Source organism: Phycisphaerales bacterium, assembly GCA_016699835.1.
Taxonomy (GTDB): domain Bacteria; phylum Planctomycetota; class Phycisphaerae; order Phycisphaerales; family UBA1924.
In genome coordinates this window covers 1,815,425-1,839,506 of sequence record CP064987.1, presented here as the reverse complement: position 1 = coordinate 1,839,506, position 24,082 = coordinate 1,815,425, and the positions used below count along the sequence as shown (strand labels likewise).

The following is a 24,082-nucleotide window of genomic DNA, read 5'->3' as shown; positions in this document are numbered from 1 at the left end:
ATCAGCCGCGCCCCGAATCGTCACCACGTCACGGCTGCCCGGCCGGCAACTCCTCTGCCGCCGTCACCGGATCCATCTCCTCCATCGGTTGAGGCTCAGGCTTTTTCGGCTCAAGCGCCGACGCAGGCGGGATCTTCGCCATCTTCTGACGCTTGCGAAGATCCTGATACTCCGTCGGGTTGTCCACCTCGGGAATGAAGTGCGCCTCGGGCGCGGCAAAGGCGTTCACCAGATAGATCTGAGGCCGGACCACGCGCCACGGGTTCAGTCCACCATCGAGATGCACGCGGATCCGCTGGACCCCCATCTGCCCAAACTCATCCGACGTCGGCGCGAACACATCACACTCGGCCCGGTTGTACCGCACAAGCACCTCGCCCACGCTGTACACAGGGAGGCCGCGATCCACCACATCGGGCGACATCGCCATGAACTCCACGCCCGTCGCCTTCGTCAACGACTCCGCCACCCGCTCGTAGTACACCTTCCGCATCCCCTCGGGAAGGTTCACGATCGCCGCGCTCCCAGGCGCCGGCCGACGCGCGATCACCTCGAGCAACGACGCCGTCATGATCTCGACTACGCCGGGCTCGTTTGGATCCGTCGAGGCATAGTTCGGCGTTTTCAACGGCGTCTGGCTGGTCTCTTCCGCCACATTCGAGTACCCGATGCACCCGCCAAGACCCGCCGCCATCATCACGCCCACGACCACGCACTTCCCTGCCGAATGCATGTCCCGCACCTCCATGAACGCCGGCGTCCCGTCCACCATGAACCCATCCAGGACCGCGCTCCGCGCGGCACCCGATGAAAACGCCGAGGTGCACAAGCGTACGTGAACCCCCGTCCACACGCCACCCTTCGCCGCTCACCATCGAAAATAGAATCCCGCACGCGGCTACGCTGAGCATCCGCACGCCCGCGTCAGCCGAACACGACCCAGATGACCCACCCTTCCAGCCATTCCGCCGATCAACGAACCCGTCGATTCGTCGTCGGCATCTCCGGCGCCTCCGGGGCCGCCTACGCCCTCCGCCTCCTCGAACTCCTCCTCGAGAACCCCACCCACGAGGTCCATCTCGTCGTCAGCGACTACGGCCGGCGCCTCCTCTTCGACGAGGCCGGCGTCCGAGAACTCGAACTCGCCCAACTCTGCCCCCGCCTGTCCTCGAAACTCGATGCCCCCAACATGGTCTCCACACAGAATCGACTGTTCATCCACCCCCACAAGGACGTCGGCGCCGTCATCGCCTCAGGGAGTTTCCTCCACGACGGCATGGTCGTCATCCCCTGCTCCTCCACCTCCCTCGGCCAGATCGCCACCGGCAGCGGCAGCAACCTTCTCTGCCGCGCCGCCATGGTCACGCTCAAGGAACGCCGCCCGCTCATCATCTGCCACCGCGAGATGCCCCTGAGCCTCATCGACCTCCGCAACATGGAAAGCCTCGCCCTCGCCGGCGCGACGCTCTGCTCACCCAACCCCGGTTTCTACCTCGGCCCAAAGTCCATCGAAGACCTCGTGGACTTCGTCGTCGGCAAGGTGCTCGACCTCCTCAAGGTCGACCACACGCTGAACACGCGGTGGGAAGCGAAGCGGGATTCCGGAGCCTAGTCCAGTCCCCACACAACGGGCGCCCACCCGACGTTCGGAGCCGAATCACCCCCCCACCCCCCCCGCCAAGGGCTTGCAAGGAGGTGTCGGACGAGTGTGTAGCATGTGCTACAATGTAGCATGAACTACATATCAATCGTCGGCGCCGTGATCCTGCTAGAATGTCCACCCGGTGCGCACGCGGACATCGAGCCGCTCACCCCAGACGCGGCGGCATTCTCCCTGTGGAACCCGGTCCCCAGAGACCAGATGCGGAGGCTCAGCACCGACCGCCCCGACGCCACCGAGAGCCCCTTCACCGTCGATGCCCGGCACTACCAGGTCGAGTTCTCGTTCGTAGATTACTCACGTGACAACGAGGGGAACGTCCGCACGCTCGACATCGCCCCGCTCCTCCTCAAGGCCGGCCTCACGCCATCGATCGACTTCCAGGTCGGCCTCACTCCCTACACCTCTCAGCGATCGGAGAGTGGGACATCCCGCGAGACGGTTGACGGTTTCGGCGACACGATCGTCCGCGTGAAGATCAACCTCCACGGGAACGACACCGGCGAGTCCGCCCTCGCGATCATGCCATTCATCAAGATTCCCACCGCCAGCGACGGTCTGGGAAACGACGACCTCGAGGCCGGGATCATCGTCCCGGCCGCCTTCGAACTCGCCCACGGGTTCAACCTCGGCGCCATGCTCGAGTTCGATGTCGTGAGAAATGAGGCCGACGACGCCTACACGCTTGATCTCGTGCACACCGCCACGATCGCCCGTGGGCTCACCGACACGCTCGGCCTCTTTGTGGAATACGCGGGCGCCGCGGACACGTCCGGCGAGAGCAGCTATCGTGCCTCACTCAACACCGGCATGACCCTCGGAATCTCGCCGGATATCCAGCTCGACGCGGGCGTGCGCATCGGGCTGACCGGGGCCGCGGAAGATCTCGGCATCTTCGCCGGGATGGCGTGGCGGTATTGATCCTGATTCGTGCAACTTCTCGGCCTACTTCGACACAGCCGCCGTCCTCGGAGGCAATCTTCGCGACAACCACACGTCGAGGTCGCGGTGGTTCCATCTCCATGGCCAACCCAACCGAAACACACACACGCCCACGAGGCACGATCCATAGATGGACTCACGCGGGGCCACAAACCGGCACCATAACCCTTCTGATACCATGCGCGCATGATGCACATGCTGATGAATGTGATGACAGGCCTGACGGTATTGACCCTGAGCCTGGCGTGCGCACCTCGAACACACGCCGATGAGCCAAAGGACCACGCCGACGTTCTCCTCTCGAAGCAGGCAGGACCGCTGCGGATCGGCATCATCGGGATGGACCACGGGCACATCGAAGGGCTGCTCTGGAACGCCACGCACCGCGACGACATGGTGATCGTCGGCATCAGCGAGCCGAATCGCGCCCTCTTCGATCGCCTGGCCGCCAAATACATACTCGAGGCGTCGCTGTATTACGCGACGACGGAGGCGATGCTCAACGCAACCAAGCCCGAAGCCGTCAGCGTGATGGGCCCGATCTCCGGGCATCGGGCGGCCGTCGAGGCCTGCGCCGCCAGGGGCGTGCACACCCTGCTCGAGAAACCGCTCGCGTATTCCAGCGAAGATGCGAAAGCGATCCAGGAGGCGGCCCGCGCCCACAAGGTGCTGGTCCTGACAAACTTCGAGACAAGTTGGTACGCGTCGGTGCGAGAAGCAAAGCGACTCGCGGACTCGGGTGAGCATGGCACCCTGCGCAAGATGATCTTCCGCCACGGACACAAAGGCCCCAAAGAGATCGGCTGTTCAGCGGAGTTCCTGGCGTGGCTGACCGATCCAACAAAGAACGGCGGCGGCGCGATCGTCGATTTCGGGTGCTACGGCGCGGTGATCGCCACGTGGATGATGGACGGAACGCGCCCCTCAAGCATCAAGGCGAGCGCGACGACGCTCAAGCCCGCGGCATATCCACACGTCGATGACGACGCCACCATCGTGCTCACCTATCCGGGTAAAGAAACGCGCGTGGGCGCGACCGCCGTGATCGAGGCATCGTGGGCCTGGACCCACGACAACAAAGAGATGGACCTGTACCTCGATGGATGGTCGCTGCACGCGGGCAAGTGGGACGATCTCGCCATGCGACAGGAGAACGCCGGGCCAACAAAGGTGCAGCCCGCCGCGAAGCCAAAGAATCTGGAGAACGAGTGGTCGTATCTGAAGGCGGTCGTGCGCGGCGAGTGTGCCGTCGACCCGCTGTCGAGCCTCGAGTACAACGTGGTCGTCGCCGAAATTCTGGATGAGGCCCGGCGTCAAGTGCAGCCGAAGTGACGCCACGGGCCGAATGCGGCAATCACGAGGCGCTCACGACAACGAAAAAGCCCGGAGCTCTCGCCCCGGGCGTGTGGATCAACATTCGATGTCCGACCGTCGCGACCTGACGGCCTTTACCCCGCCATCTTCGCGGCCTTCGCCTTCGCGTCCTCGATCGTCCCGACGTACATGAACGCGCCCTCGGGCAGGCCGTCCCCCTCGCCGTTGCACAAACGCTCGAACGAGTCGATCGTCGCCTCCAGCGGACTGTCCACGCCCTTGAACCCCGTGAACTGCTCGGCGACGTGGAACGGCTGGCTGAGGAAGCGCTCCAACTTGCGCGCCCGGCTCACCGTCAACTTGTCCTCCTCGCTCAGTTCATCGACGCCGAGAATCGCGATGATGTCCTGCAGATCCTTGTACCGCTGCAGGATCCGCTGCACGCGCGTCGCCACGCGATAGTGACGCTCGCCGATGATCCCCGGATCCAGAATGCGGCTCGTCGACGCCAGCGGATCGACGGCCGGATAAATCCCCTTCTCCGCGATGCTGCGCGACAGAACGATGAACGCGTCCAGGTGGGCGAACGTCGTCGCCGGGGCCGGGTCCGTCAGGTCGTCCGCCGGGACGTAGATCGCCTGCACCGACGTGATGGCGCCCTTCGCCGTCGACGTGATCCGCTCCTGCAACTGACCCATCTCCGTCGAGAGCGTCGGCTGATAACCGACGGCCGACGGCATACGCCCGAGGAGCGCCGAGACCTCCGACCCCGCCTGCGTGAAGCGGAAGACGTTGTCCACGAACATCAGCGTTTCCTTCCCCGACGCGTCGCGGAACTCCTCCGCCATCGTCAGCGCTGAGAGCGCCACGCGAAGGCGGCTGCCCGGGGGCTCGTTCATCTGCCCGAAGACCATCGCCACCTTATCCAGAACGTGAGCGGTCTTCCCGTTCTCGTCGGTGTACGCGGCCTCCTTCATTTCACGCCACAGGTCGTTCCCCTCACGCGTCCGCTCGCCGACGCCCGCGAAGACCGAATACCCGCCGAAGTTCTTGGCGACGCGCGCGATCATCTCCTGGATCACGACCGTCTTCCCGACGCCGGCGCCGCCGAACAGACCGATCTTTCCGCCTCGCACGAAGGGGCACATCAGATCGATGACCTTGATGCCCGTCACAAGGATTTCCGTGTTGGGGTTCAGCTGCGCGAACGCCGGCGGGGCCTTGTGGATCGGCGATCGCTTCGTCGACGCCGGGATCGACTCGCCCTTGTCGATCGGCTGACCGAGCAGGTTGAAGACGCGCCCCAGCACGCCCTCGCCCACCGGCACCGAGACCGGCGAGCCGACATCCACGCACGTCATCCCGCGAACCAGACCGTCCGTCGAGCCGAGCGCCACCGCACGGACCCGACCGCCGCCCAGGTGCTGCTGCACCTCGCCGACAAGGTCGAGGCGTCCGACCTTGGTGTCGGAATGGATCTCGAGCGCGTTGAAGATCTCCGGGAGTTTGTCCTCGGGGAACTGGGCGTCGAAGGTCGAACCGATGACTTGGGTGATCGTGCCGTGGGTCGCCATGGATGTCCTCTGCCGACTCTGGAAGGTGGTTGCGGCCCGTGCCCGCCACCATTGGGCAAACACCGCCGCCGATACTGGGTAAAGTGGGACGCTCCAATCGATTCGGCCAAGGGAACACACCCAGGCCTGTCGATTGGGCCACAAGCATAGGTAACAGCCCACGCATCGTCCCGCCCATTGGCTTCCCTCAGCAGAGATCGCGACCTTCTCTTCCGACCCCCATCAACCACCCAAACCCAAACACATGGCGAATACAGACCCCTCAACTCCGACCCACAACCAACCGCGCCGAAGTCTCGCCCAAAGAGCCCTCGGCCGCGCAAGCGCCATGCTCGACAAGCCCCTTAAACGCCTCCTCCGCCCCCGATGGCTCTACATGCTCTCCCACTCCACCCGACCCATCAGCCCCCTCGTCGGCACCGACCGCGGCACGCCCATCGACCGCCGATACATCGAGCAGTTCCTCGAACGATACAAATCAGACATCAAAGGCCGAGTCCTCGAGATCAAGGACCCCGACTACACCAGACAGTTCGGCGGCCAGAACGTCACCCACTCCGACGTCCTCGACATCGCCACCTCCAACACCCTCGCCAATATCCACGACGACATCAAGACGATGCACTCCATCGCCGACGAGACCTACGACTGCTTCATCTGCACCCAAACACTCCAATACATCGACGACCTCGACGGCGCCATCCGCAACATGAAACGCGTCCTGAAGCCCGGCGGCGTCATGCTCGTCACCCTCCCCACCCTCGGCAAAATCGATGGCCAGGAAGAAAACATCCCAGGCCACTACTGGCGACTCACCCCAGACCTCGCCAGACTCGTCTTCGAGCGACACTTCCCCGCCGACCACATCAGAATCGAATCCTGGGGCAACCTCCGCCTCGCCTTCGCCTTCCTCGCCGGCCTCACCGTCGAAGACATGAGCACCCGCGAACTCGAAACCCACGACCCCCTCTTCACCTGCGGCGTCTTCATCCGCGCCCGAAGATAGACAACTCTCATGGCGGCCCACCTCTCCAAGGCGGCCCCCAAGGTGGCACTGCTCTCCAGAGCGGTGGCTGCTCTGAGCATCACTTCGGGCAATGCGCTACAGGCGGCCCGCAACGCACCCATCACATGGCACCCCAGCGCGCACCAACTCCCAACTCCCCTCCGTCTCCCTCCCCACCCCTCGCGCCCTCTGCGTTCTCTTAGCACCCCCCCTGGAAGTGCCCAATGAAGTACAGCAAATCATCAATCGTCACGGCATTATCAAACGCCCCCGTCCCCGACCCGTCATCCATGTCCGCCTCGAGCGCCCCCGACTGGAACACGCCGAGGTAGTAGAGCAGGTCGTCGATCGTCACCGCAAAGTCCGGGTGTCCAACGCCGCTCCCGTCATCAAAGTCCGCGGGGCAGGGCTGGTTCGCGTCCGCCACGAGTTTCCGCACGCGTCCATTCAACTGCACGATGTACAACTCGCCATTGGGATCCTCGCCGAATGATGCGACGTTCTGCAATCGAAGCGCCGCCGTCGTCCCGAGATTCGAGAACCCGTCGTAGTGATCCTGGAAATCCGTGAACACGCCATTCACCAGTTTCCCCGACCACATCCGCCGATTCACATAGTCCGTGAAGAAGTACCGCCCGCGCCACTTCGGGATCGCCGACCCGCGGTACACATACCCGCCCGTGAGCGAGTATCCCTGCGTCGAACCCGCCCCATGCGTGTACGTGTACACCGGACCCGTGAGATTCGACACATCGAACCCGCCAGTCGAGAGACCCGTGGCCGCATCACCCTCTCGGAAACGCCATCCATAGTTCCGACCAGGCCCGCCGTTCCCAGGCACCCAGTTCACTTCCTCGATCACATTCTGCCCGACATCGCCGATCCACAGGTCCCCCGTCACCCGATCGAACGAGTACCGCCACGAGTTGCGCAGACCCCGCGCCCAGATCTCAGGCAGCCCCCCACCACTCGCGTACGGATTGTCCGATGGAATCCCATAGTCCTTCGCGGGGTCCGCCGGATAGTCATCGCGTGACACGTCCAGCCGCAGCAACTTCCCGAGGATGTTGTTGGGGTTCAGCGCCGCGTTGAGCGGATCGTTCCCCGAGCCGCCATCACCCAGGCTCAGATACAACATCCCGTCAGGCCCGAACTGCAAACACCCGCCGTTGTGATTCGTGAACGGCTGGTCCGTCTGGAAAATCACATCAACGTCGCCGATCGACGACGGCAGCGGATTCGTCGCCACGTTGTCGTTCGCATCGCTCCGGGTGATCTTGATCAGGTACGACCGCCCCAAGTCCGTCGCCGTCTGGTTCTGGTTGTTCACGCCATACGACTGCCGAGGCCCAACGAAGTACGCGTAGCACACGCCGCTCGTCGCATAGTCTGGCGGAAACGCCAGGCCCAACAACCCCTGCTCACTCCCACGCACGAACGAGTACGTCGTCCCGGAGAGCACAATCGTCCCGGTATTCGGCGTCAGCAACGCCCCCACGTCAATGAACGCCTGACCCTGCATCACGCCATTCACCATGAGCCGGATCTTCCCCGACTGCTCCACAATGAACAGCCGCGACGAATCACCCGGCGGATGGGCGGCATACAGCGGCGCCGACAACCCCGTCGCCACCTCTTGCAGGTTTCCCAAATCCGGCTGCCCCACCGCAACCGCGCCCAAAACACAAACCGCCGCCAACGCGGATGCCACGCTACGTCCCATAACTACTCTCCTCATACAACTCGGGTTCCATCTAACCTATCGCATGGCACCCGCTTCCTGTTTCACCGAGGACACAGGAAGCGCGAGAATTGCCCGAACTCCACCAGGCTCCGAAACCAACCCAAGCCCAGCCCCAATCTGATCAGCCAATAGTTTGGATATTGTTAGGCCATACCCAGTTCCACGTGCCTCACGCCCGGCACCAAACGCCTCCCCACGGAACATACGCGCCACGGCCGCCAGCATCTCCAAGGCCATCCGACTCCCAGGCGAAAACACCTCGACAAACACAACATCACCCTTCGGAATTTCCGTCCGACACTCTATCCCCTCCCACAAATCCTGACCCTCATTCATACCCGCAGCGCGCGCAACAACCTCAACCCGAGAACTCTCCCGCGCCGCATTCATCAGCAAATTTTCCAGTATCGTCGAAACCTGAGCCTCCGGCACGGACGCTGTGAGTAGGGAATGTTTCACGTGGAACAATGTGGTCGGGTAGTGCGCCCGCACCGCGGTAACTGCCGTGTCCACCGCTGCCGCCACATCCAAATCCCCAGACACAGGCCCCGACTGCCTCACAAGACTCAAAACCGCCCGCGAAATCGTCGCCGCTCGCCCCACCCCAGCCAAAGTCCGCTCGATCGACTTCCCACGAACCGGATCATCCTCCGTGGACCGCACGGCCATCTCCGCATACGCCAGAACGGGTGTGAGGATGTTATTGATTTCGTGGGCCACGCCAGCCAGAACGGTGCCCAGCAAAGCCGATCGCTCCAACTCGGCCACACGCGCGCGGAGGCGGTCAACCTGGCCCGCGACGTCCAGTTCTGATTTGGGCTGATTCGGATCCACCAATCTGGGATCGGGTTGTCAGCGAATCAACTTTGGTCCGAGTTCCAGAGGAAATGCCGCACCTCGCCAGGATGGAGTTTCACCAGATCCACGGCCACTGCAGGGCGAAGATCAAGCGTCTCCAGTTCGTCGATGCGGCACCATTTGAACACGATCTCTGGCTCGAGAGAGCGGGCATCCTTTTCCCGATGTTTCACGTGAAACACAAGATTTACCTCATGGCGGTGTTTTTTGCCCTGGCGGAAGATGTGCTCTGCGACAGCGACACAGGGGCCAACGGTGACTTTCAGGCCGGTTTCTTCGAGAAACTCACGGGCGAGTGCGGCGGCGGCCGATTCGTGGGGTTCGACGTGGCCGCCTGGGAGGTACCAGTAGTTTTTGGTAGCGTGGCCACAGAGCAGGACTTTGCCGCGGTGGCGGGAGATGCCTCTGGCGATGAGTTCAATTTGTGCCACGTGAAACACTCCCTGTTGCGCGCGCATGAGCGGTACAATTCGGGTTATTACAGGAGGACATTCATGGCCGAGTCAAACAAGGGCGCGGAAGCGGTGAAGGGACGGCGGCTTGGACGCGGGCTTAGCAGCTTGATCAATGTTAGCAAACCAGTCGAAGTTGCTTCGCATACCGAACAAACACAGACTATACAGACTGGTATGAACGCTGCGGAAGTTGGTGAGAAGATTCGGAGTGAGGGGTATCAGAGTATTGCGGTGGAACGGGTGGTGCCGAGCGAGTATCAGCCTCGGCGGGTGATGGACTCGGCGGCGGTGGAGGGGTTGGCGGCGTCGATCCGTCGGTCGGGGTTGATGCAACCGATTATCGTGCGGCCGATTGCTGGGGGGAAGTTGGAGTTGGTGGCTGGGGAGCGGCGGTGGCGTGCCGCGAAGTTGGCGGGGCTGACGCATATTCCGGCGATGGTTCGTGAGTTGACGGATGAGGATTCGGCGGAGTGGGGGCTTGTTGAGAATGTACAGCGTGAGGACCTGAATCCGATGGATCGGGCGCACGCGCTTCGGCGGCTAGCGGACGAGTTTGGATTGACCCAGGCCCAGATGGCGGAACGACTTGGGATCGATCGCTCGACGATCGCGAACCTGGTTCGGCTGACGGAGTTGGAGGACGAGGTCGCGATGATGGTCTCGGACGGTCGTCTCTCTGGGGGGCACGCGCGAGCACTGTTGATGGCGCCGGCCGGCGTTCGACGCGTGGCGCTCGCGAAGCAGGCGGCGTCGAACGGCTGGAGCGTGCGTCGTGTGGAGGAGGAGTCGCGACGGGCGGGAGAAGGCGCGAGCGAGGCGGCACGGGTTGCCGGGGCGAATCCGGACCCGGTCACGTATTCCCCTCGTGAGGCGGTTGTGCGTGATATTGAGAAGCGGTTGTCGCAACATCTTGGCACTCGGGTATCGATTCGAACGGATCGTCGAGGCACGAAGGGGCAAGTGATAGTCTCGTTTTTCTCACTCGATCAGTTCGATGGCGTGCTCTCGAAACTTGGATTCTCGCGAGAGAACTATTGACGGACACCAAACAGGGGTTACTGTCGTTGAAGTTGCAATTGGTTTTTGTCAAGAATCCCGCATGGGGGTGTGGATTCCGCTAATATTCGCGTTGTTGCGGCCATCCCACCGCGACTCTCCGGCGTGCATGTGGGCGCGTTCGGCGACTATTGGGAGACGCGCGTGCGTGTCGGCGTATTGAGCGTCGAAGACGCGAGGGCAGCGTGACGCGATCCAAGGCGTTCGCCCGCGTGTTTCATCTTGGATGAGAAGGACATTTCATGGCAAAGCGTGGTAGTGGATATTCGTTGTCGAAGATTTCGAGCCGGGCACTGCAGGCGGAGTTGGTTCGGCGGCAGAGTTCGGTGGGCCGGTTGGAGCGTGAGCGTCAGCGGCTGACGGCGAAACTGCGGGAGATCGAGCAGCAGATCGCGGACCTTGCGCCGGGGAGTCCTCCTTCGGCCGGTGGTGGTTCGGCGGCTGCGGGTCCCGCGCCGGCTCGCGCGAAGCGTGGCCGTCCTGTGGGTCGTCCTGCGGGTCGTCCCGCGGGTCGTCGCGGTGGTGGGGGACGGACGCGTCCTGTGAATGACATGCCCCTGGTGCCGGCGCTCAAGAAGTTACTGTCGGGCAAGACACTTCGGGTGAAGGACATTGTGGTGGAGGTTCAGAAGGCGGGGTATAAGACGAACTCGCCGAACTTCCGGACGATCGTGAACCAGACGCTGGTCAAGTATCCGAAGGTGTTCAAGCGTGCGGGGCGTGGGAAGTACACGGCTTCGTGAGACATTTCGATATTTCGGTACGAAAAACGCCGGGCACGCCCGGCGTTTTTTTACTCCAAGAGCATCCGGAAGAGATGGGCAGGGCGTGAGTCGCCCGATCACGATTTCCTGGTGCGTTCGCGCCGATCGCGTTTCTGCGGCACCTTTGGCGTGGCGGAGGATGCGGCGAACTCGGCGGCCATGATGACCCATCGTTTCAACTGTGGCGAGGTTCGGATTCCCTCGGGTTCAATGGTTGCGAAGGCCTTCATCACACGTCCCGTGAAGTCCATGGGCTTCACATGGGGCTTGCCGATGTGCCTTGTGGCCGATTCTTCACCGATGCGCACGATGAGTTTTTTCCCGTGTGGGCCGCAGGCCATTTTTCCTGAGACCATGAAGGCGATGCCGCCGAACATTTTCTTTTCGACCACATCGTGTCGGTCGGCCAGGATGTCTCTGATGCGTTGTGCGAGCGTTTCGTCGTAGGGCATGGTTATGCTCACGAGGGTGGTGATTCGGGCCTGTTGCGGGTGGGCTTGTGGTCGACGAGTGGGGCACAAAGCAAGACGGCCCCGGCGAGCGTGCCGGGGCCGATGGGTGTGTGCTGAAATATGAGAGGGCGATCAATAAGGGATGAGGCGGTTGCTGAGGCGGCTGGGGCGATCGAGGAGCATGGCCCGCGCGAGGTCGTCCCAGAAGAGTCGCTTGTTGGTGTTGATGGTGATGCCCATCATGTTGTTGTAGTCGACGGGGCGCTGATCGATGGTGAGGAGTTCGGGGGTCATGTCGTAGCGGACTTTTTCGTAGGAGGCTCGGTCGGGGCCGCCAGCGCAGCCGGTGAGGGCGGCGGCGGTGAGAGCGAGGAGTGCGGCGGAGCGAAGGGTTTTGCGGTTCATATCGGGCCTTTCGACGAGAGAACAGGTTTTGGAGGTCGGGTTATACCGCGGGAGCGGGTTGGCTGTCAACGCGGTCTGGGCTGAAGCCTGGGTGGGCTTTGGCCGATGGTGAGGATATGGACGTACAGGGCGTGTCATCTGGTGTGTCGTTGGGTGCTCTCCGATCGGTGGATCTGGGATCCAAGATCTCGGTCGCGGTGGCGAAGAAGGCCCTGGATACGGCCCGGTCGCAGGGCGACGCGGTGGTCCAGTTGATCCAGTCGGCGGCGGAGACGGGGCGGGGCTCGTCTCGGGGTGCTCGGCCTTCGGGCGGGTCTGGGCCGAAGGCTGGTGGCTTGGACCTGTTCGCCTAAGTGCTTCTCTTGAAAGCCTGTAGAAGAAGTAGAGGCAGGCGGGCCGCCTGCCCCACTAGCCGTTGTAGGCATTGTCGTGCACCGGCGTGGGGTTCGATTCGGCGTGGAAGGCGATCGGTTCGGCTGGAGTCGTGATTTGTGACCGAAACTGTGGGAGGTTGGGGCATGCGGCGTGGACTGCCAGTGAGGCAGCGGGGCGGGTTGATGCTCTGGCCGTGGACGGCGAGAACCATTATTTTGGGTTGTGTTTGGTCTTCACGGGGGCTACAGGGCCTGTGTGATGGGGTTGTCGGTTGGTGCGCGGGTTGCATGGTGGGTGTGTGGAGGTATTTCCATGCGCCAGGATCGATTGACGACGGTTGCTCAGCAGGTGCTCGCGGACGCTCAGCGTGAGGCGATGGGGAAGTCGCACGCGGAGGTTGGGGGCTTGCACGTGTTGTGGGGGATGTTGGAGGACCGGAGCGGGCCGGTGCGGTCGATTCTGGGGAAGGCCGGGGCGGATGTGGGGGAGATCGAGCGTGTGGCTCGGAGCGAGTTGGATCGCTTGCCGACGACGTCGTCTGGGGCTGGGGCCGCCGGCCGAGCGCTCATGGAGATACTGGCGAAGGCGGAGAGCGAGGCGAAGCGCATGGGCGATGCGCTGGTCTCGTCGGAGCACTTGCTGCTGGCGCTCCTCGACGTTGGCGGCTCGGCGGGGCAGGCGAAGGAGATTCTCACCTCGTTCGGCGCGAGCAAGGCGCGGCTGGAGAAGGCGATCGGGGAGATTCGGAAGTCATCGGGGGTGTCGAGTGTGAGCGATGCGAACGCGGAGAGCGGGTATGAGGCGCTCAAGAAGTATGGGATCGACCTGACGGAGAAGGCGCAGCAGGGGAAGTTGGATCCGGTGATCGGGCGTGACGAGGAGATTCGGAGATGCATGCAGGTGTTGAGCCGACGGACCAAGAACAATCCGGTGTTGATTGGTGAGCCTGGCGTGGGGAAGACGGCGATCGCGGAGGGGCTGGCGCTGCGGATTGTGAATGGGGATTGCCCGGAGAGCATGCGGGATCGTCGGATCGTGGCGCTGGATGTGGGGCAGTTGCTTGCGGGGGCGAAGTTTCGCGGGGAGTTTGAGGAGCGGCTCAAGGCGGTCTTGCGTGAGGTGATGGCGAGCGATGGGCGGGTGATTCTGTTCATTGATGAGTTGCACACGATCATCGGGGCGGGCGCGGCGGAGGGAGCGGTGAGCGCGGGGAACCTGCTCAAGCCGGCCTTGGCGCGTGGGGAGTTGCGGTGCATCGGGGCGACGACGCTGGATGAGTATCGCAAGCACGTGGAGAAGGACGCGGCGTTTGAGCGGCGATTCCAGCCGGTGTATGTGGATCAGCCGACGGTGGAGGAGACGGTGGCGATCTTGCGCGGGCTGAAGCCGCGGTATGAGGCGCACCATGGCGTTCGGATCAAGGACGAGGCGATTCTGGCGGCGGCGCAGTTGAGCCATCGGTACATTGCGGATCGGTTCCTGCCGGATAAGGCGATCGATCTTGTGGATGAGGCGGCGAGCCGTTTGAGGATTGAGAACGACAGCATGCCGACGGAGTTGGATGAGTTGCGTCGGCGGATCATGCAACTGGAGATCGAGCGGGAGGCGCTGAAGATCGAGTCGAAGGGGAAGGACGAGAAGAGCAGCGAGCGTGGGGGGACGCAGCGGGAGTTGGAGCGGATCGAGCGGGAGTTGGGGGAGATCCAGGAGAAGAATCGGGCGCTCTCGGCACGGTGGGAGGAGGAGAAGCGGGAGTTGGATGCCGTGAAGGGCATCAAGCGGACGATGGACGAGAAGCAGGTGGAGTTGGAGCAGGCGCAGCGGCGTGGGGACCTGGAGTCGGCGGCGCGGATCCGGTATGGGGAGATGCGGGATCTTGAGGGGAAGTTGAAGGCCGCGGAGCAGTCGTTGGCGGTGCGTCAGGAGCGTGGCGATGCGCTCGTGAAGGAAGAAGTTGATGCGGAGGCGATCGCGGAGGTGGTGGGGCGGTGGACGGGGATTCCGGTGTCGCGGCTGGTGGAGGGGGAGCGTGAGAAACTGACGCGGATGGAGGAACAACTCTCGAAGCGGGTGGTGGGGCAGGAGCACGCGTTGAGGGCGGTGTCGGACGCGGTGCGGCGGAGTCGGGCGGGATTGAGCGATCCGGATCGGCCGATCGGGAGTTTTCTGTTTCTGGGGCCGACGGGCGTGGGGAAGACGGAGACGTGCAAGGCGCTGGCGGAGTTTCTGTTCGACACGGACGAGGCGGTGGTGCGGATTGATATGAGCGAGTATGGGGAGAAGCACGCGGTGGCGCGGCTGATCGGGGCGCCTCCGGGGTATGTGGGGTATGACGAGGGGGGGCAGTTGACGGAGGCGGTGCGGCGGCGGGGGTATTGCGTGGTGCTGCTGGATGAGATCGAGAAGGCGCATCCGGACGTGTTCAACATTCTGCTGCAGGTATTGGATGATGGGCGGCTGACGGATGGGCAGGGGCGGACGGTGGACTTCCGCAACGCGATCGTGGTGATGACGAGCAACTATGGGAGCCAGCAGATCCAGGAGTTGGCGGCGAGCGGGGCGGAGGACTGGGAGATCGAGGCAGCTATGCGGGAGATGCTGAAGCGCGGGCCGGCGGCGCTGGCGGCGGAGGAGGTGGGGCGTGCGGCGGGGTTGCCCTCGAAGGTGATGGAGGTGATGAGCAAGGCGGCGCAGACGATGTCGGGCGGGTTGATGCGGCCGGAGTTGCTGAATCGGATCGATGAGGTGGTGGTGTTCCACATGCTGGCGAAGGAGGCGCTCTCTCGGATTGTGGAGATCCAGTTGGCGCGGCTGACGGCGCGGCTGGCGGAGCGGGGGATTGTGCTGGAGATGGAGGAGAAGGCGAAGGAGCAGTTGGGTGTGGAGGGGTGGGACCCGGTGTTTGGAGCGAGGCCACTCAAGAGAGTGATTCAGCAGCGGGTGGAGAATGCGCTGGCGACGAAGATTTTGAATGGGGAGATTGGGAGCGGGGATGTGGTGCGGGTGGGATATGCCGGTGGGCGGTTTGAGTTTGGGAGATAGGGGTGGGTTGAAGTGGGGGAGGCCGTCCCTTACGGTGGGGCTGTGTTTAGAGAACACCGCTCTGGAGAGCGGTGCCACCTTGGATGTTGTCCACCTGGAGAGGAGTCTTTGGATGGCTCATGGGGCGCGAGTGCCGCGGCTTCGGGATGAGATTCCGCCGGCGCCGGTGGATCGGCTAGTTGGGCCATTCAACTCGTTCATGCGGATGGAGGCTGGGGGCGGGATCATCCTGCTGGTGTGCCTTGTGGCGGCGCTGGTTGCGGCGAACTCCGGGATTGGCGAGGCGTGGCACCATTTCTGGGCGGAGACGGAGGTGTCTCTGGACCTTGGGGGGAAGATCGGGCTGAAAGGCTCGCTCGAGTGGTGGATCAACGACGCGGTGATGGCGATTTTCTTTTTCCTCGTCGGTCTTGAGATCAAGCGGGAGATGGCGATCGGGGAGTTGTCGTCGTTCAAGAAGGCGGCGCTGCCGATGTTTGCGGCGGTGGGCGGGATGGTGGTGCCTGGCGGGATCTATGCGGCGCTGAACTGGGGGCACGACACGATCCACGGGTGGGGCGTGCCGATGGCGACGGACATCGCGTTCGCGCTGGGGGTGCTCGCGCTTCTTGGGAAGCGGGTGCCGATGGGTCTGCGGCTGTTCATGGCGACGCTGGCGATCGCGGACGATCTTGGCGCGCTGGTGGTGATCGCGGTGTTCTATACGGACGACCTGCGGACGGACTACCTGATGGGTGCGGGGGTGTGCGCGGGCGTGATGCTGGCGATGAACCTGCTGGGTGTTCGCAAGGCGATCGCGTTCTTTGTGGTGGGCCTGGTGCTGTGGTACATGGTGCTGATGTCGGGGGTGCACGCGACGATCGCGGGTGTGATCGGGGCGGCGATGATCCCGGTGCGGACGCGGGTGGACTCGAAGAAGTTCGTGGACTTCACGGAGAAGTCGATCGCGGCGTTCCGTGAGGACGCCGGGGGCACGCTGGAGCCCGGGAAGACGATCATCTCGAGCGCGAAGCAGCAGGCGCTGGTGCAGGCGGTGGAGGATGCGTGCGACAAGGTGCAGACGCCGCTGCACCAGTTGGAGCATGGGCTGGTGGGGTGGGTGGCGTTCCTGATTGTGCCGATCTTCGCGCTCGCGAACGCGGGCGTGCATGTGGACACGGGATCGATCGGGAGTCTGGGCAGCCGGGAAGGGTTGGGCGTGATTCTGGGGTTGGCGATCGGGAAGCCGATTGGGATCACGCTGGCGTCTCTGTTTGCGGTGAAGGTGGGGCTTGGGGCGCTGCCGCGAGGCGTGAACTGGGTGCAGTTGCACGGGGCGGCGTGGCTGGGCGGGATTGGATTCACGATGGCGCTGTTCATTGCGCATCTGGCGTTCAAGGATGAGGCGCACCTGGCGACGGCGAAACTGGGGATCCTGGTGGCGTCGACGGTGGCGTGTGTGGTGGGCGGCGCGATCGTGCTGATGGGGTCGAAGAAGGCGGCGGGTGCGCCTGGTGGTGAGGCCGGGCATTGAGGTGTGGGGGTGTGCGGGCCCTCTCTGGCGGTCGGGCTCCATGTGTTGTTGATGATGCTGTGCACTGGTGAGATGTCCACTCGCCGAGCCTTGAGGCGATGTAGACGAAATAGGACACAGGCAAGACGCCCCCCTCCCTGTGCCACGAGATTGGGTAGGGAGAACGTGCGTGTCGAGTGTGTTTCTGGATGGCGAGTTTGTGTCGCGGGATGATGCGCGGGTGTCGGCGTTTGATGCCGGGTTGCAGCATGGGGTGGGGTTGTTCGAGACGATGCTGGGGGTGAGGGATGGCGCGGGGGTGCGCGGGATATTGGTGCGTGAGCACGTGGAGCGGCTGGCGTTCTCGGCGCGGGAGTTGGGGCTTTCGACGACACTGAAGGTGGAGGCGTTGGTGGAGGCGGTTCGGCGGACGTTGGAGCGCGCGGTTGATGATTCGAGAGGTGATTCGGGTGGGAGTTCCGATGGAGTTTCGGCGTGGCGCGTGCGTTTGACGATCACGGGGGGTGATCTGAACCTGCTCGAGCGTGGGGAGGGTGTGGGGCGTGAGCATCAGCCGACGGTGTTGATCGCGGCGACGCCGGCGACGGTGTATCCCGAGGCGATGTTCGAGCGCGGGGTGTCGGTGGTGCTGGCGGACTGGCGGGTGAATCCGCTGGACGCGATGGCGGGGCACAAGACGCTGTCGTATTGGTCGCGTCTGCGCGAGTTGCAGCGGGCGGCGGCGAGCGGCGCGGGAGAGGCGCTGGTGTTTCAGGTGACGAATCACCTGAGCGGCGGGTGCGTGAGCAACGTGTTCTGTGTGAGGGATGGCGTGCTGCTCACGCCGATTGCGCGTGGGGAAGAAGGGTTCGGCGATGGAGCACGGCAGGCGGGTGGCAGTGGGGCGGTGTTGCCGAGTCCGGTCTTGCCTGGGATCACGCGGGAGTGGGTGATTCAACAGGCGGAGACGATGGGGATGACCCTCGAGCGACGGATGCTGTCGATTGATGATGTGCTGTCGAGCGATGAGGTGTTTTTGACGAACAGCAGTTGGGGCGTGCTGCCTGTGGTTGGCGTGGAGCGTGAGCGGATTGGCGGGGGGGTGGTGGGTGAGGTGACGCGCGGATTGGTTGGTGGATGGCGCGGATTTGTTCGGGGTGGGCACGAGGGTGGGTAACGTGGCATGATCGACGCGCGTGGCGTGGGCGTCTAGAGTGCACGGATCACTTGAGATTGAACACATGTTGAAGGGATGCGCATGGGTCTCGTTCACGCTTGTGGATTGATGTCGTCGATTGGTGTTTCGCTGGGCGCGGTGGACTGGACGAATATGCAGGGGGTTTTGGACTCGACGTGGCTGGGGACGTCGGTGCAGAACTGGGGGCTTGGGGCGGCGACGGCGATCGGCGTGTTCATCGTACTGTCGATCGTGCGGAAGTTTGTGGTGGGGCGTGCGAGATCGTTCGGGACGACGCACAAGGTTGGCGTGTTCGCGCTGCTGGGTGCGGTGGTGGCGAAGACGAGTTTTCTTGTGGTGTTTGCCGTCGCGTTGTGGGCGGGCTCGCAGTTTCTGACGATTCCCGAGCGGGGGAAGGAGTTTCTCCGCGGCGTGGTGACGGTGGCGGTGGCGATCCAGGGCGCGATCTGGGCGATGGCGGCGATGGAGTTCGCGCTCGAGGCGTATCTGAAGAAGCGTCGGGCCGAGTCGGGTCAGGACGACGCGTCGTTGCGGACGGCGGTGCCGGCGGTGACGTTCATCGGGCGTCTGGTGATCCTTGCGATCGCGGTGCTGCTCGCGCTGCAGAATCTTGGGATCGACGTGACGGCGCTGGTGGCGGGGCTGGGGATCGGCGGGATCGCGATTGCGTTGGCGGTGCAGAACATCCTGGGGGATCTGTTCTCGTCGCTGTCGATCGTGCTGGACAAGCCGTTTGTGGTGGGCGATTTCATCATCGTCGGCGAGAGCGCGGGGACGGTGGAGCACATCGGGCTCAAGAGCACTCGGGTGCGGAGTTTGTGGGGCGAGCAGTTGGTGTTCCGGAACACGGATTTGCTCGCGAGCCGCATTCGCAACTTCAAGCGGATGCAGGAGCGGCGGATCGTGGTGACGATCGGGGTGACGTATCAGACGCCGGTGGCGACGCTGCGGGCGCTGCCTGGGGAGATCAAGGCGATCATCGAGAAGCAGAAGAGCGTGCGGTTTGATCGGGCGCACTTCAAGAGTTTCGGCAACTTTTCCTTGGACTTTGAGTATGTGTACTGGGTGCTGTCGGCGGAGTACAACCAGTACATGGACATCCAGCAGGGGATCAACCTGGATCTGGCGGCGCGGTTTGAGGAAATGAAGGTGGAGTTTGCGTATCCGACGCAGACGGTGTTCATCGAGAAGAGCGCCGCGGCGGAGTAGTCGTTGTGTCTGTGTGCATCATGGCTCGTTGGGGCCGCGGACTCGGACGTTTTTTCGGCCGTCGAGGATGCCGTTGGGTCGTTTCTGGCGTTTGAACCAGGCGAGGATGGTCAGTGTGGCGGAGAGGACGCCGAAGATGATGGCGGCGATGAGGAAGATGGGGATGAAGACGATGACGACGGCGACGACGAGGACGATGAGGGCGAGGTAGACGAGGAGGGCGGCGAGGGATTGGGTTCTGGGGAAGTGGCCCGGGGCCTGGGTTGGGTCCTGGGGCGTGTGCGGGGGAGTGCCCGTGGGGGTCGGGTCCATCATCGCATGGTATTCGGAAAGTGGAGAGGGGCATTGCGGCGGTGGGAGGGGCTATTGGGCGTGGCGAGAGCGGTTGTTGGATCGTGTGGCGGATATGCTGCGAGAGAGGTCGAAGTGGTAGAGGCGGGCGGGCCGCCTGCCCCACGAGCTTGGGTAGGAGTGTGCGCGAATGGCCAGGGAGGGCGTGAAGTCGAGTTCGGCGGAGAAGCCCGCCCCGGCGAGACGGGGTGCCTTTGCGCATCTGCATTTGCACACCGAGTACTCGCTGCTGGATGGCGGCAATCAGGTTGAGAAGTTGGTGGCGCGGATCAAGGAGTTGGGGATGGACTCGTGCGCCATCACCGACCATGGGAATCTGTTTGGGACGGCGGCGTTTTACACGGCGTGTAAGGAGAAGGGGATCCGGCCGGTGCTTGGGGTGGAGGCGTATGTGACGCCGCCGGGCAAGCCGCGGACGGATCGGACGTATTCGGGGGGCGGCGAGGGTGGGTATCACCTGGTGCTTTTGGCGGAGAACAACGTCGGGTGGCGGAACCTGCTTGTGCTTTGCAGCGAGGCGTATCTGACGGGGTTTTACTACAAGCCTCGGATCGATCGGGAGTTGCTCGAGGCGCATGGCGAGGGGCTGATCGCGATCAACGGGCACCTGGGGAGTGAGATCGGCGATCACCTGCTGGATTTTCACAGGTCGCAGGACGCGAAGTACTGGGAGGCGGCGGTGGAGAGCGCGCGGTGGCACGCGCGGGTGTTCTCGGATTCGGGGACGGGGCCTCGGTTCTTTGTGGAGATGCAGCACCATGTGCCGGAGCAGAACGCGATCAATCCGCATCTGATCCGGCTGGCGCGGGAACTCGAGTTGCCCCTGGTGTGCGACAATGACGCGCACTTTCTCAAGGCCGAGGACCATGATTCGCACGACACGCTGATCTGCATCTCGACGGCACGGGGGAAGGACGACCCGGACCGGATGCGGTACACGCCTGAGTTGTACGTGAAAAGCCCGGAGCAGATGGAGGGGCTGTTCGCGGAGTATGGGGAGGCGGGGCGTGAGGCGCTGGACAATGCGGCGTCGATCGCGTCGCGTTGCGAGGTGACGCTGCCTTTGGGGGAGAACAACGCGCCGGCGGTGGAGATTGAGGTGCCGGGCGCGAGGACGCTGCCCAAGGCGTCGGAGGCTCGGTTTGAGGGGGATTTGTCGGCGTGGTATCGGGAGTACTGCTCGAAGTTCGAGTTGAGGCCGTTCAAAGAGACGCCGACGAAGAAGCAGTTGGACGAGAGCAAGGCGCGGTGTGACGAGGCGCTGCGGATGCTTGCGGAGGCGGGGTTTGTGTGGCGGTATGGGGCGGACGAGAAGGCGGACCCGACACGGGCGGAGAAGCGGGCGCGGCTGGAGCGGGAACTGAAGATTCTCGCGGACAAGAGCATCTCGGCGTACTTCCTGATCGTGTGGGACTTTGTGAACTGGGGTCGGCAGCGCGGGATCCCGGCGAATGCTCGTGGATCGGGCGTGGGGACGATGGTGGGGTATGTGCTGGGCCTGTCGAACGCGTGCCCGGTGCGGTATGGGCTGCTGTTCGAGCGGTTCACGGATCCGGATCGCAGCGAGTATCCCGATATCGATATCGACTTGTGCCAGGACGGTCGTGGCGAGGTGATCAACTACGTGCGCGAGAAGTATGGGCACGTGGCGCAGATCATCACGTTCGGGACGCTGGGGGCGAAAGCGGCGATCCGCGATGTGGGGCGCGTGCTGGCGATCCCGCTGAACGAGGTGGATCGGCTGTGCAAGTTGATCCCGCAGCAACTCAACATCTCGATCCAGGAGGCGCTGGACCAGGAGCCCGAACTCAAGCGGGCGTGCGACAACGACCCGCGGTATCAGCGGCTGATGGACCACGCGATCCGCCTGGAGGGGCACACGCGGCACGCGGGGGTGCACGCGGCGGGCGTGATCGTGGCGACGCGGCCTTTGCATGAGATCGTGCCGCTGTATCGGCCGCCTGGCTCGGACGGCAACGACATCATCACGCAGTGGGACGGGCCGACGTGCGAGAAGATGGGCCTCTTGAAGATGGACTTCCTCGGACTGCGCACGCTGAGCGTGATCGAGCGGTGCAAGGGGTTGATCCGGGAGGGGCTGGATGAGGGGGACGTGTACGCGGCGGTGGGTCGCGAGGCGGGCGACGGCGGGGCGGACCCGCTCGATCTGGATCGGTTGAACTATGACGACCCGCGCGTCTTCGAGTTGTTCCAGCGGGCGGACACGACGGGGGTGTTCCAGTTTGAATCGGGGGGGATGCGCCGGCTGCTCGTCGAGATGAAGCCGGACCGGCTGGAGGATCTGATCGCGGCGAACGCGCTGTTCCGGCCGGGCCCGATGGACCTGATTCCGGATTACAACCGTCGCAAGCACGGGCAGGCGGAGGTGCCCAGGGTCCACGCGATCGTGGATGAGTTCACGCGCGAGACGTATGGCGTGATGGTGTACCAGGAGCAGGTCATGCAAATCGTGCACGGCCTGGGCGGGATCGGGCTGCGCGATGCGTACACGCTGATCAAGAACATCAGCAAAAAGAAGTATGACAAGATCGAGAAGGAGCGCCCGAAGTTTGTCGATGGGGCGCAGAAGCAGGGGCTGGCGAGGGCGCAGGCGGAGGAACTCTTTGAGTTGATCCTGAAGTTCGCGGGGTATGGCTTCAACAAGAGCCACTCGACGGGGTACGCGATTGTCGCGTATCAGACGGCGTATCTGAAGACGTACTTCCCGAACCAGTACATGGCGGCGTTCCTGACGTATGAGAGCCAGGCGAACAAGGTGAGCGAGTGGATCCCGTATCTGGACGACTGCCGACGGACGCGGTTTGTGGATCCGAAGTCTGGCGCGGTGGTGCGGGTGGGTGTTGAGGTGAGGCCGCCGGATATCGGGTTGTCGCAGGCGGCGTTCGCGGTGGTGGTGGATGATGGATCGGCGCAGGCGCTGCGGGCGCACCGGGGGCATGTGCGGTTCGGGTTGCAGGCGATCAAGGGTGTGGGCGAGAAGGCGATCAGGGCGATCATCGAGGAGCGGGAGAAGAGCGGCGCGTTCCGATCGATGTTCGAGTTCTGCGAGCGCTCGCCGGCGGGAACGGTGACGAAGTCGACGCTGGACTCGCTGATCAAGTGCGGGGCGTTCGACACCTTGCACGGGCGCGAGTCGCGGGCGGCGATGGCGGCGGGGATCGAGCAGGCGATGTCTGCGGCGAGCCAGGCGGCGGCGGACAAGGCGGCGGGGCAGGGGAACTTGTTTGGTGGGGGCGGCGAGGGGCCGGCGGCCGCGCCTGAGGCGGCGCCAAGTGTGTCGCTGCCGCATGTCCCGGCGTGGGGCGAGACGGAGACGCTGGCGTTCGAGAAGGAGAGCCTGGGTTTTTATGTGTCGAGCCATCCGCTGGAGCGGTGGAAGGCGTGGTCGTCGGCGTTCGCGGACGCGACGGTGGTGAGCGTGAAGGAGAAGGCGCAGGACGCGCGGGTGGTGATCGCGGCGATGGTGCAGAGCGTTCGGCCGATCGTGGTGCGCAACGGGCGGAGCGCGGGGCAGCGGATGGCGATTCTGACGATCGAGGACCTGGGCGGGTCGATGGACGCGGTGATGTTCACGGACCAGTTCGCGCGGTTTGGGCATCTGGCACAGCCGGAGGCGGTGGTGTTCGTGGCGGGGCGGGTGGACTTGTCGCGGGGCGATCCACAGGTGATCGTGGAGCGGGTAGTGCCGATCGATGGCGTGCCGTTCGATGCGGGGCGGGTGCGTGTGGTGGTTGACGAGCGACGGCTGAATGGTTCGGCGGGTCTGGCGTTGCAACGGGTGGCGTCGATGCTGAAGGGACCGGAGCCGAGCGTGGCCGGAACAAACGGGAAGGGGAAGGAGTTGGGCGAGGGGCAGTCGCTGTTCCATGTGGAGTTGGTGGTGGCGACGGAGGACCACTTTGCGCTTCTGCAGTGCGACCCGACGTGGCGCGTGGCGCTGTCGGATGAGTTGGTGCGCGAGATCCAGGGGGAGTTGGGGGAGTCGACGGTGAAAGTGATCGGGATGACGAAGGAGACGCCGGAGAAGGGCGGGAAGAGGGCGTGGGGGCGGCGGGGCGGGGGTGGGGAGTGATGGGGCTGGAACCCGCCTCTGGAGAGGCGGGTCACCAAGGACGAAACCGTCAATGAAAAACCCGCCTGGTTTTGGCGGGTTTGTGGGTATTG

General features: G+C 63.8%; 20 protein-coding genes. 12 read left to right on the top strand and 8 right to left on the bottom strand.

Annotated features, from left to right (window positions below; translation table 11 throughout):
* Positions 1–28 precede the first annotated feature (28 nt).
* Positions 29–772, bottom strand: coding sequence for a hypothetical protein (locus IPK69_07675; GenBank protein QQS07890.1), 744 nt, complete (start codon positions 770–772; stop codon positions 29–31).
* 171 nt (positions 773–943) lie between these two features.
* Here IPK69_07675 and IPK69_07670 point away from each other — a divergent pair, with 171 nt between their 5' ends.
* The 3 genes from IPK69_07670 to IPK69_07660 all read left to right on the top strand — a co-directional run bounded on the left by IPK69_07670 (position 944) and on the right by IPK69_07660 (position 3,934).
* Positions 944–1,612, top strand: a complete 669-nt coding sequence (locus tag IPK69_07670) for a UbiX family flavin prenyltransferase (protein QQS07889.1) — start codon at positions 944–946, stop codon at positions 1,610–1,612.
* Between the two features lie 120 nt (positions 1,613–1,732).
* Positions 1,733–2,581, top strand: coding sequence for a transporter (locus tag IPK69_07665; GenBank protein ID QQS07888.1), 849 nt, complete (start codon positions 1,733–1,735; stop codon positions 2,579–2,581).
* A gap of 207 nt (positions 2,582–2,788) precedes the next feature.
* A complete protein-coding gene (locus IPK69_07660) occupies positions 2,789–3,934 on the top strand; it encodes a Gfo/Idh/MocA family oxidoreductase (protein QQS07887.1) in 1,146 nt (381 codons plus the stop codon).
* A 116-nt stretch (positions 3,935–4,050) separates the two neighbouring features.
* On the opposite strand, the gene atpD is transcribed toward IPK69_07660, so the two are convergent.
* Positions 4,051–5,490 (bottom strand): F0F1 ATP synthase subunit beta, encoded by a 1,440-nt coding sequence (gene atpD, locus IPK69_07655; GenBank protein ID QQS07886.1) that lies wholly within the window; start codon positions 5,488–5,490, stop codon positions 4,051–4,053.
* A 328-nt stretch (positions 5,491–5,818) separates the two neighbouring features.
* On the opposite strand from atpD, the gene IPK69_07650 reads away from it, so the two are divergent.
* Entirely contained in the window at positions 5,819–6,496 is a 678-nt protein-coding gene (locus IPK69_07650; GenBank protein QQS07885.1) for a methyltransferase domain-containing protein, read from the top strand.
* Positions 6,497–6,695: 199 nt separating this feature from the next.
* On the opposite strand, the gene IPK69_07645 is transcribed toward IPK69_07650, so the two are convergent.
* Genes IPK69_07645 through IPK69_07635 form a run of 3 tightly spaced genes read right to left on the bottom strand, consistent with a single transcriptional unit; the run spans position 6,696 to position 9,556 of the window.
* Complete coding sequence (locus IPK69_07645) at positions 6,696–8,219, bottom strand: PQQ-dependent sugar dehydrogenase (protein ID QQS07884.1); 1,524 nt, start codon at positions 8,217–8,219, stop codon at positions 6,696–6,698.
* A gap of 36 nt (positions 8,220–8,255) precedes the next feature.
* Positions 8,256–9,074, bottom strand: coding sequence for a hypothetical protein (locus IPK69_07640; GenBank protein QQS07883.1), 819 nt, complete (start codon positions 9,072–9,074; stop codon positions 8,256–8,258).
* Between the two features lie 26 nt (positions 9,075–9,100).
* Positions 9,101–9,556 carry an NUDIX domain-containing protein gene (locus IPK69_07635; GenBank protein QQS07882.1) on the bottom strand — a complete coding sequence of 152 codons (456 nt, stop codon included), beginning with the start codon at positions 9,554–9,556 and terminating at the stop codon, positions 9,101–9,103.
* A 171-nt stretch (positions 9,557–9,727) separates the two neighbouring features.
* Here IPK69_07635 and IPK69_07630 point away from each other — a divergent pair, with 171 nt between their 5' ends.
* Both IPK69_07630 and IPK69_07625 read left to right on the top strand, forming a co-directional pair.
* Complete coding sequence (locus IPK69_07630; GenBank protein ID QQS07881.1) at positions 9,728–10,591, top strand: ParB/RepB/Spo0J family partition protein; 864 nt, start codon at positions 9,728–9,730, stop codon at positions 10,589–10,591.
* 287 nt (positions 10,592–10,878) lie between these two features.
* Positions 10,879–11,352 carry a hypothetical protein gene (locus IPK69_07625; GenBank protein QQS07880.1) on the top strand — a complete coding sequence of 158 codons (474 nt, stop codon included), beginning with the start codon at positions 10,879–10,881 and terminating at the stop codon, positions 11,350–11,352.
* 98 nt (positions 11,353–11,450) lie between these two features.
* Here the strand turns inward: IPK69_07625 and IPK69_07620 are convergent, their stop codons facing one another.
* Together IPK69_07620 and IPK69_07615 are read right to left on the bottom strand one after the other, a co-directional pair.
* A complete protein-coding gene (locus tag IPK69_07620; protein ID QQS07879.1) occupies positions 11,451–11,825 on the bottom strand; it encodes a TfoX/Sxy family protein in 375 nt (124 codons plus the stop codon).
* A 132-nt stretch (positions 11,826–11,957) separates the two neighbouring features.
* The gene (locus tag IPK69_07615; protein QQS07878.1) at positions 11,958–12,230 is read right to left on the bottom strand and encodes a hypothetical protein; all 273 of its coding nucleotides are present in this window, start codon (positions 12,228–12,230) and stop codon (positions 11,958–11,960) included.
* 167 nt (positions 12,231–12,397) lie between these two features.
* Here IPK69_07615 and IPK69_07610 point away from each other — a divergent pair, with 167 nt between their 5' ends.
* The 5 genes from IPK69_07610 (at position 12,398) to IPK69_07590 (ending at position 19,546) form a co-directional block, all read left to right on the top strand.
* On the top strand, positions 12,398–12,583 hold the full coding sequence (locus tag IPK69_07610; protein QQS07877.1) for a YjfB family protein: 186 nt from the start codon (positions 12,398–12,400) through the stop codon (positions 12,581–12,583).
* A gap of 334 nt (positions 12,584–12,917) precedes the next feature.
* Positions 12,918–15,647 carry an AAA family ATPase gene (locus IPK69_07605; GenBank protein ID QQS07876.1) on the top strand — a complete coding sequence of 910 codons (2,730 nt, stop codon included), beginning with the start codon at positions 12,918–12,920 and terminating at the stop codon, positions 15,645–15,647.
* Between the two features lie 112 nt (positions 15,648–15,759).
* Positions 15,760–17,160, top strand: a complete 1,401-nt coding sequence (nhaA, locus tag IPK69_07600) for a Na+/H+ antiporter NhaA (GenBank protein QQS07875.1) — start codon at positions 15,760–15,762, stop codon at positions 17,158–17,160.
* Between the two features lie 169 nt (positions 17,161–17,329).
* Entirely contained in the window at positions 17,330–18,316 is a 987-nt protein-coding gene (locus IPK69_07595) for an aminotransferase class IV family protein (GenBank protein QQS07874.1), read from the top strand.
* A gap of 81 nt (positions 18,317–18,397) precedes the next feature.
* Complete coding sequence (locus tag IPK69_07590; protein ID QQS07873.1) at positions 18,398–19,546, top strand: mechanosensitive ion channel family protein; 1,149 nt, start codon at positions 18,398–18,400, stop codon at positions 19,544–19,546.
* Between the two features lie 18 nt (positions 19,547–19,564).
* Here IPK69_07590 and IPK69_07585 read toward each other — a convergent pair whose 3' ends face one another.
* A complete protein-coding gene (locus IPK69_07585) occupies positions 19,565–19,861 on the bottom strand; it encodes a hypothetical protein (GenBank protein ID QQS07872.1) in 297 nt (98 codons plus the stop codon).
* Between the two features lie 166 nt (positions 19,862–20,027).
* Between IPK69_07585 and dnaE the strand changes: the two genes are divergently transcribed.
* Positions 20,028–23,990: a DNA polymerase III subunit alpha gene (gene dnaE / locus IPK69_07580; GenBank protein QQS07871.1), complete on the top strand. Its 3,963-nt coding sequence runs from the start codon at positions 20,028–20,030 to the stop codon at positions 23,988–23,990.
* Positions 23,991–24,082: the final 92 nt, after the last annotated feature.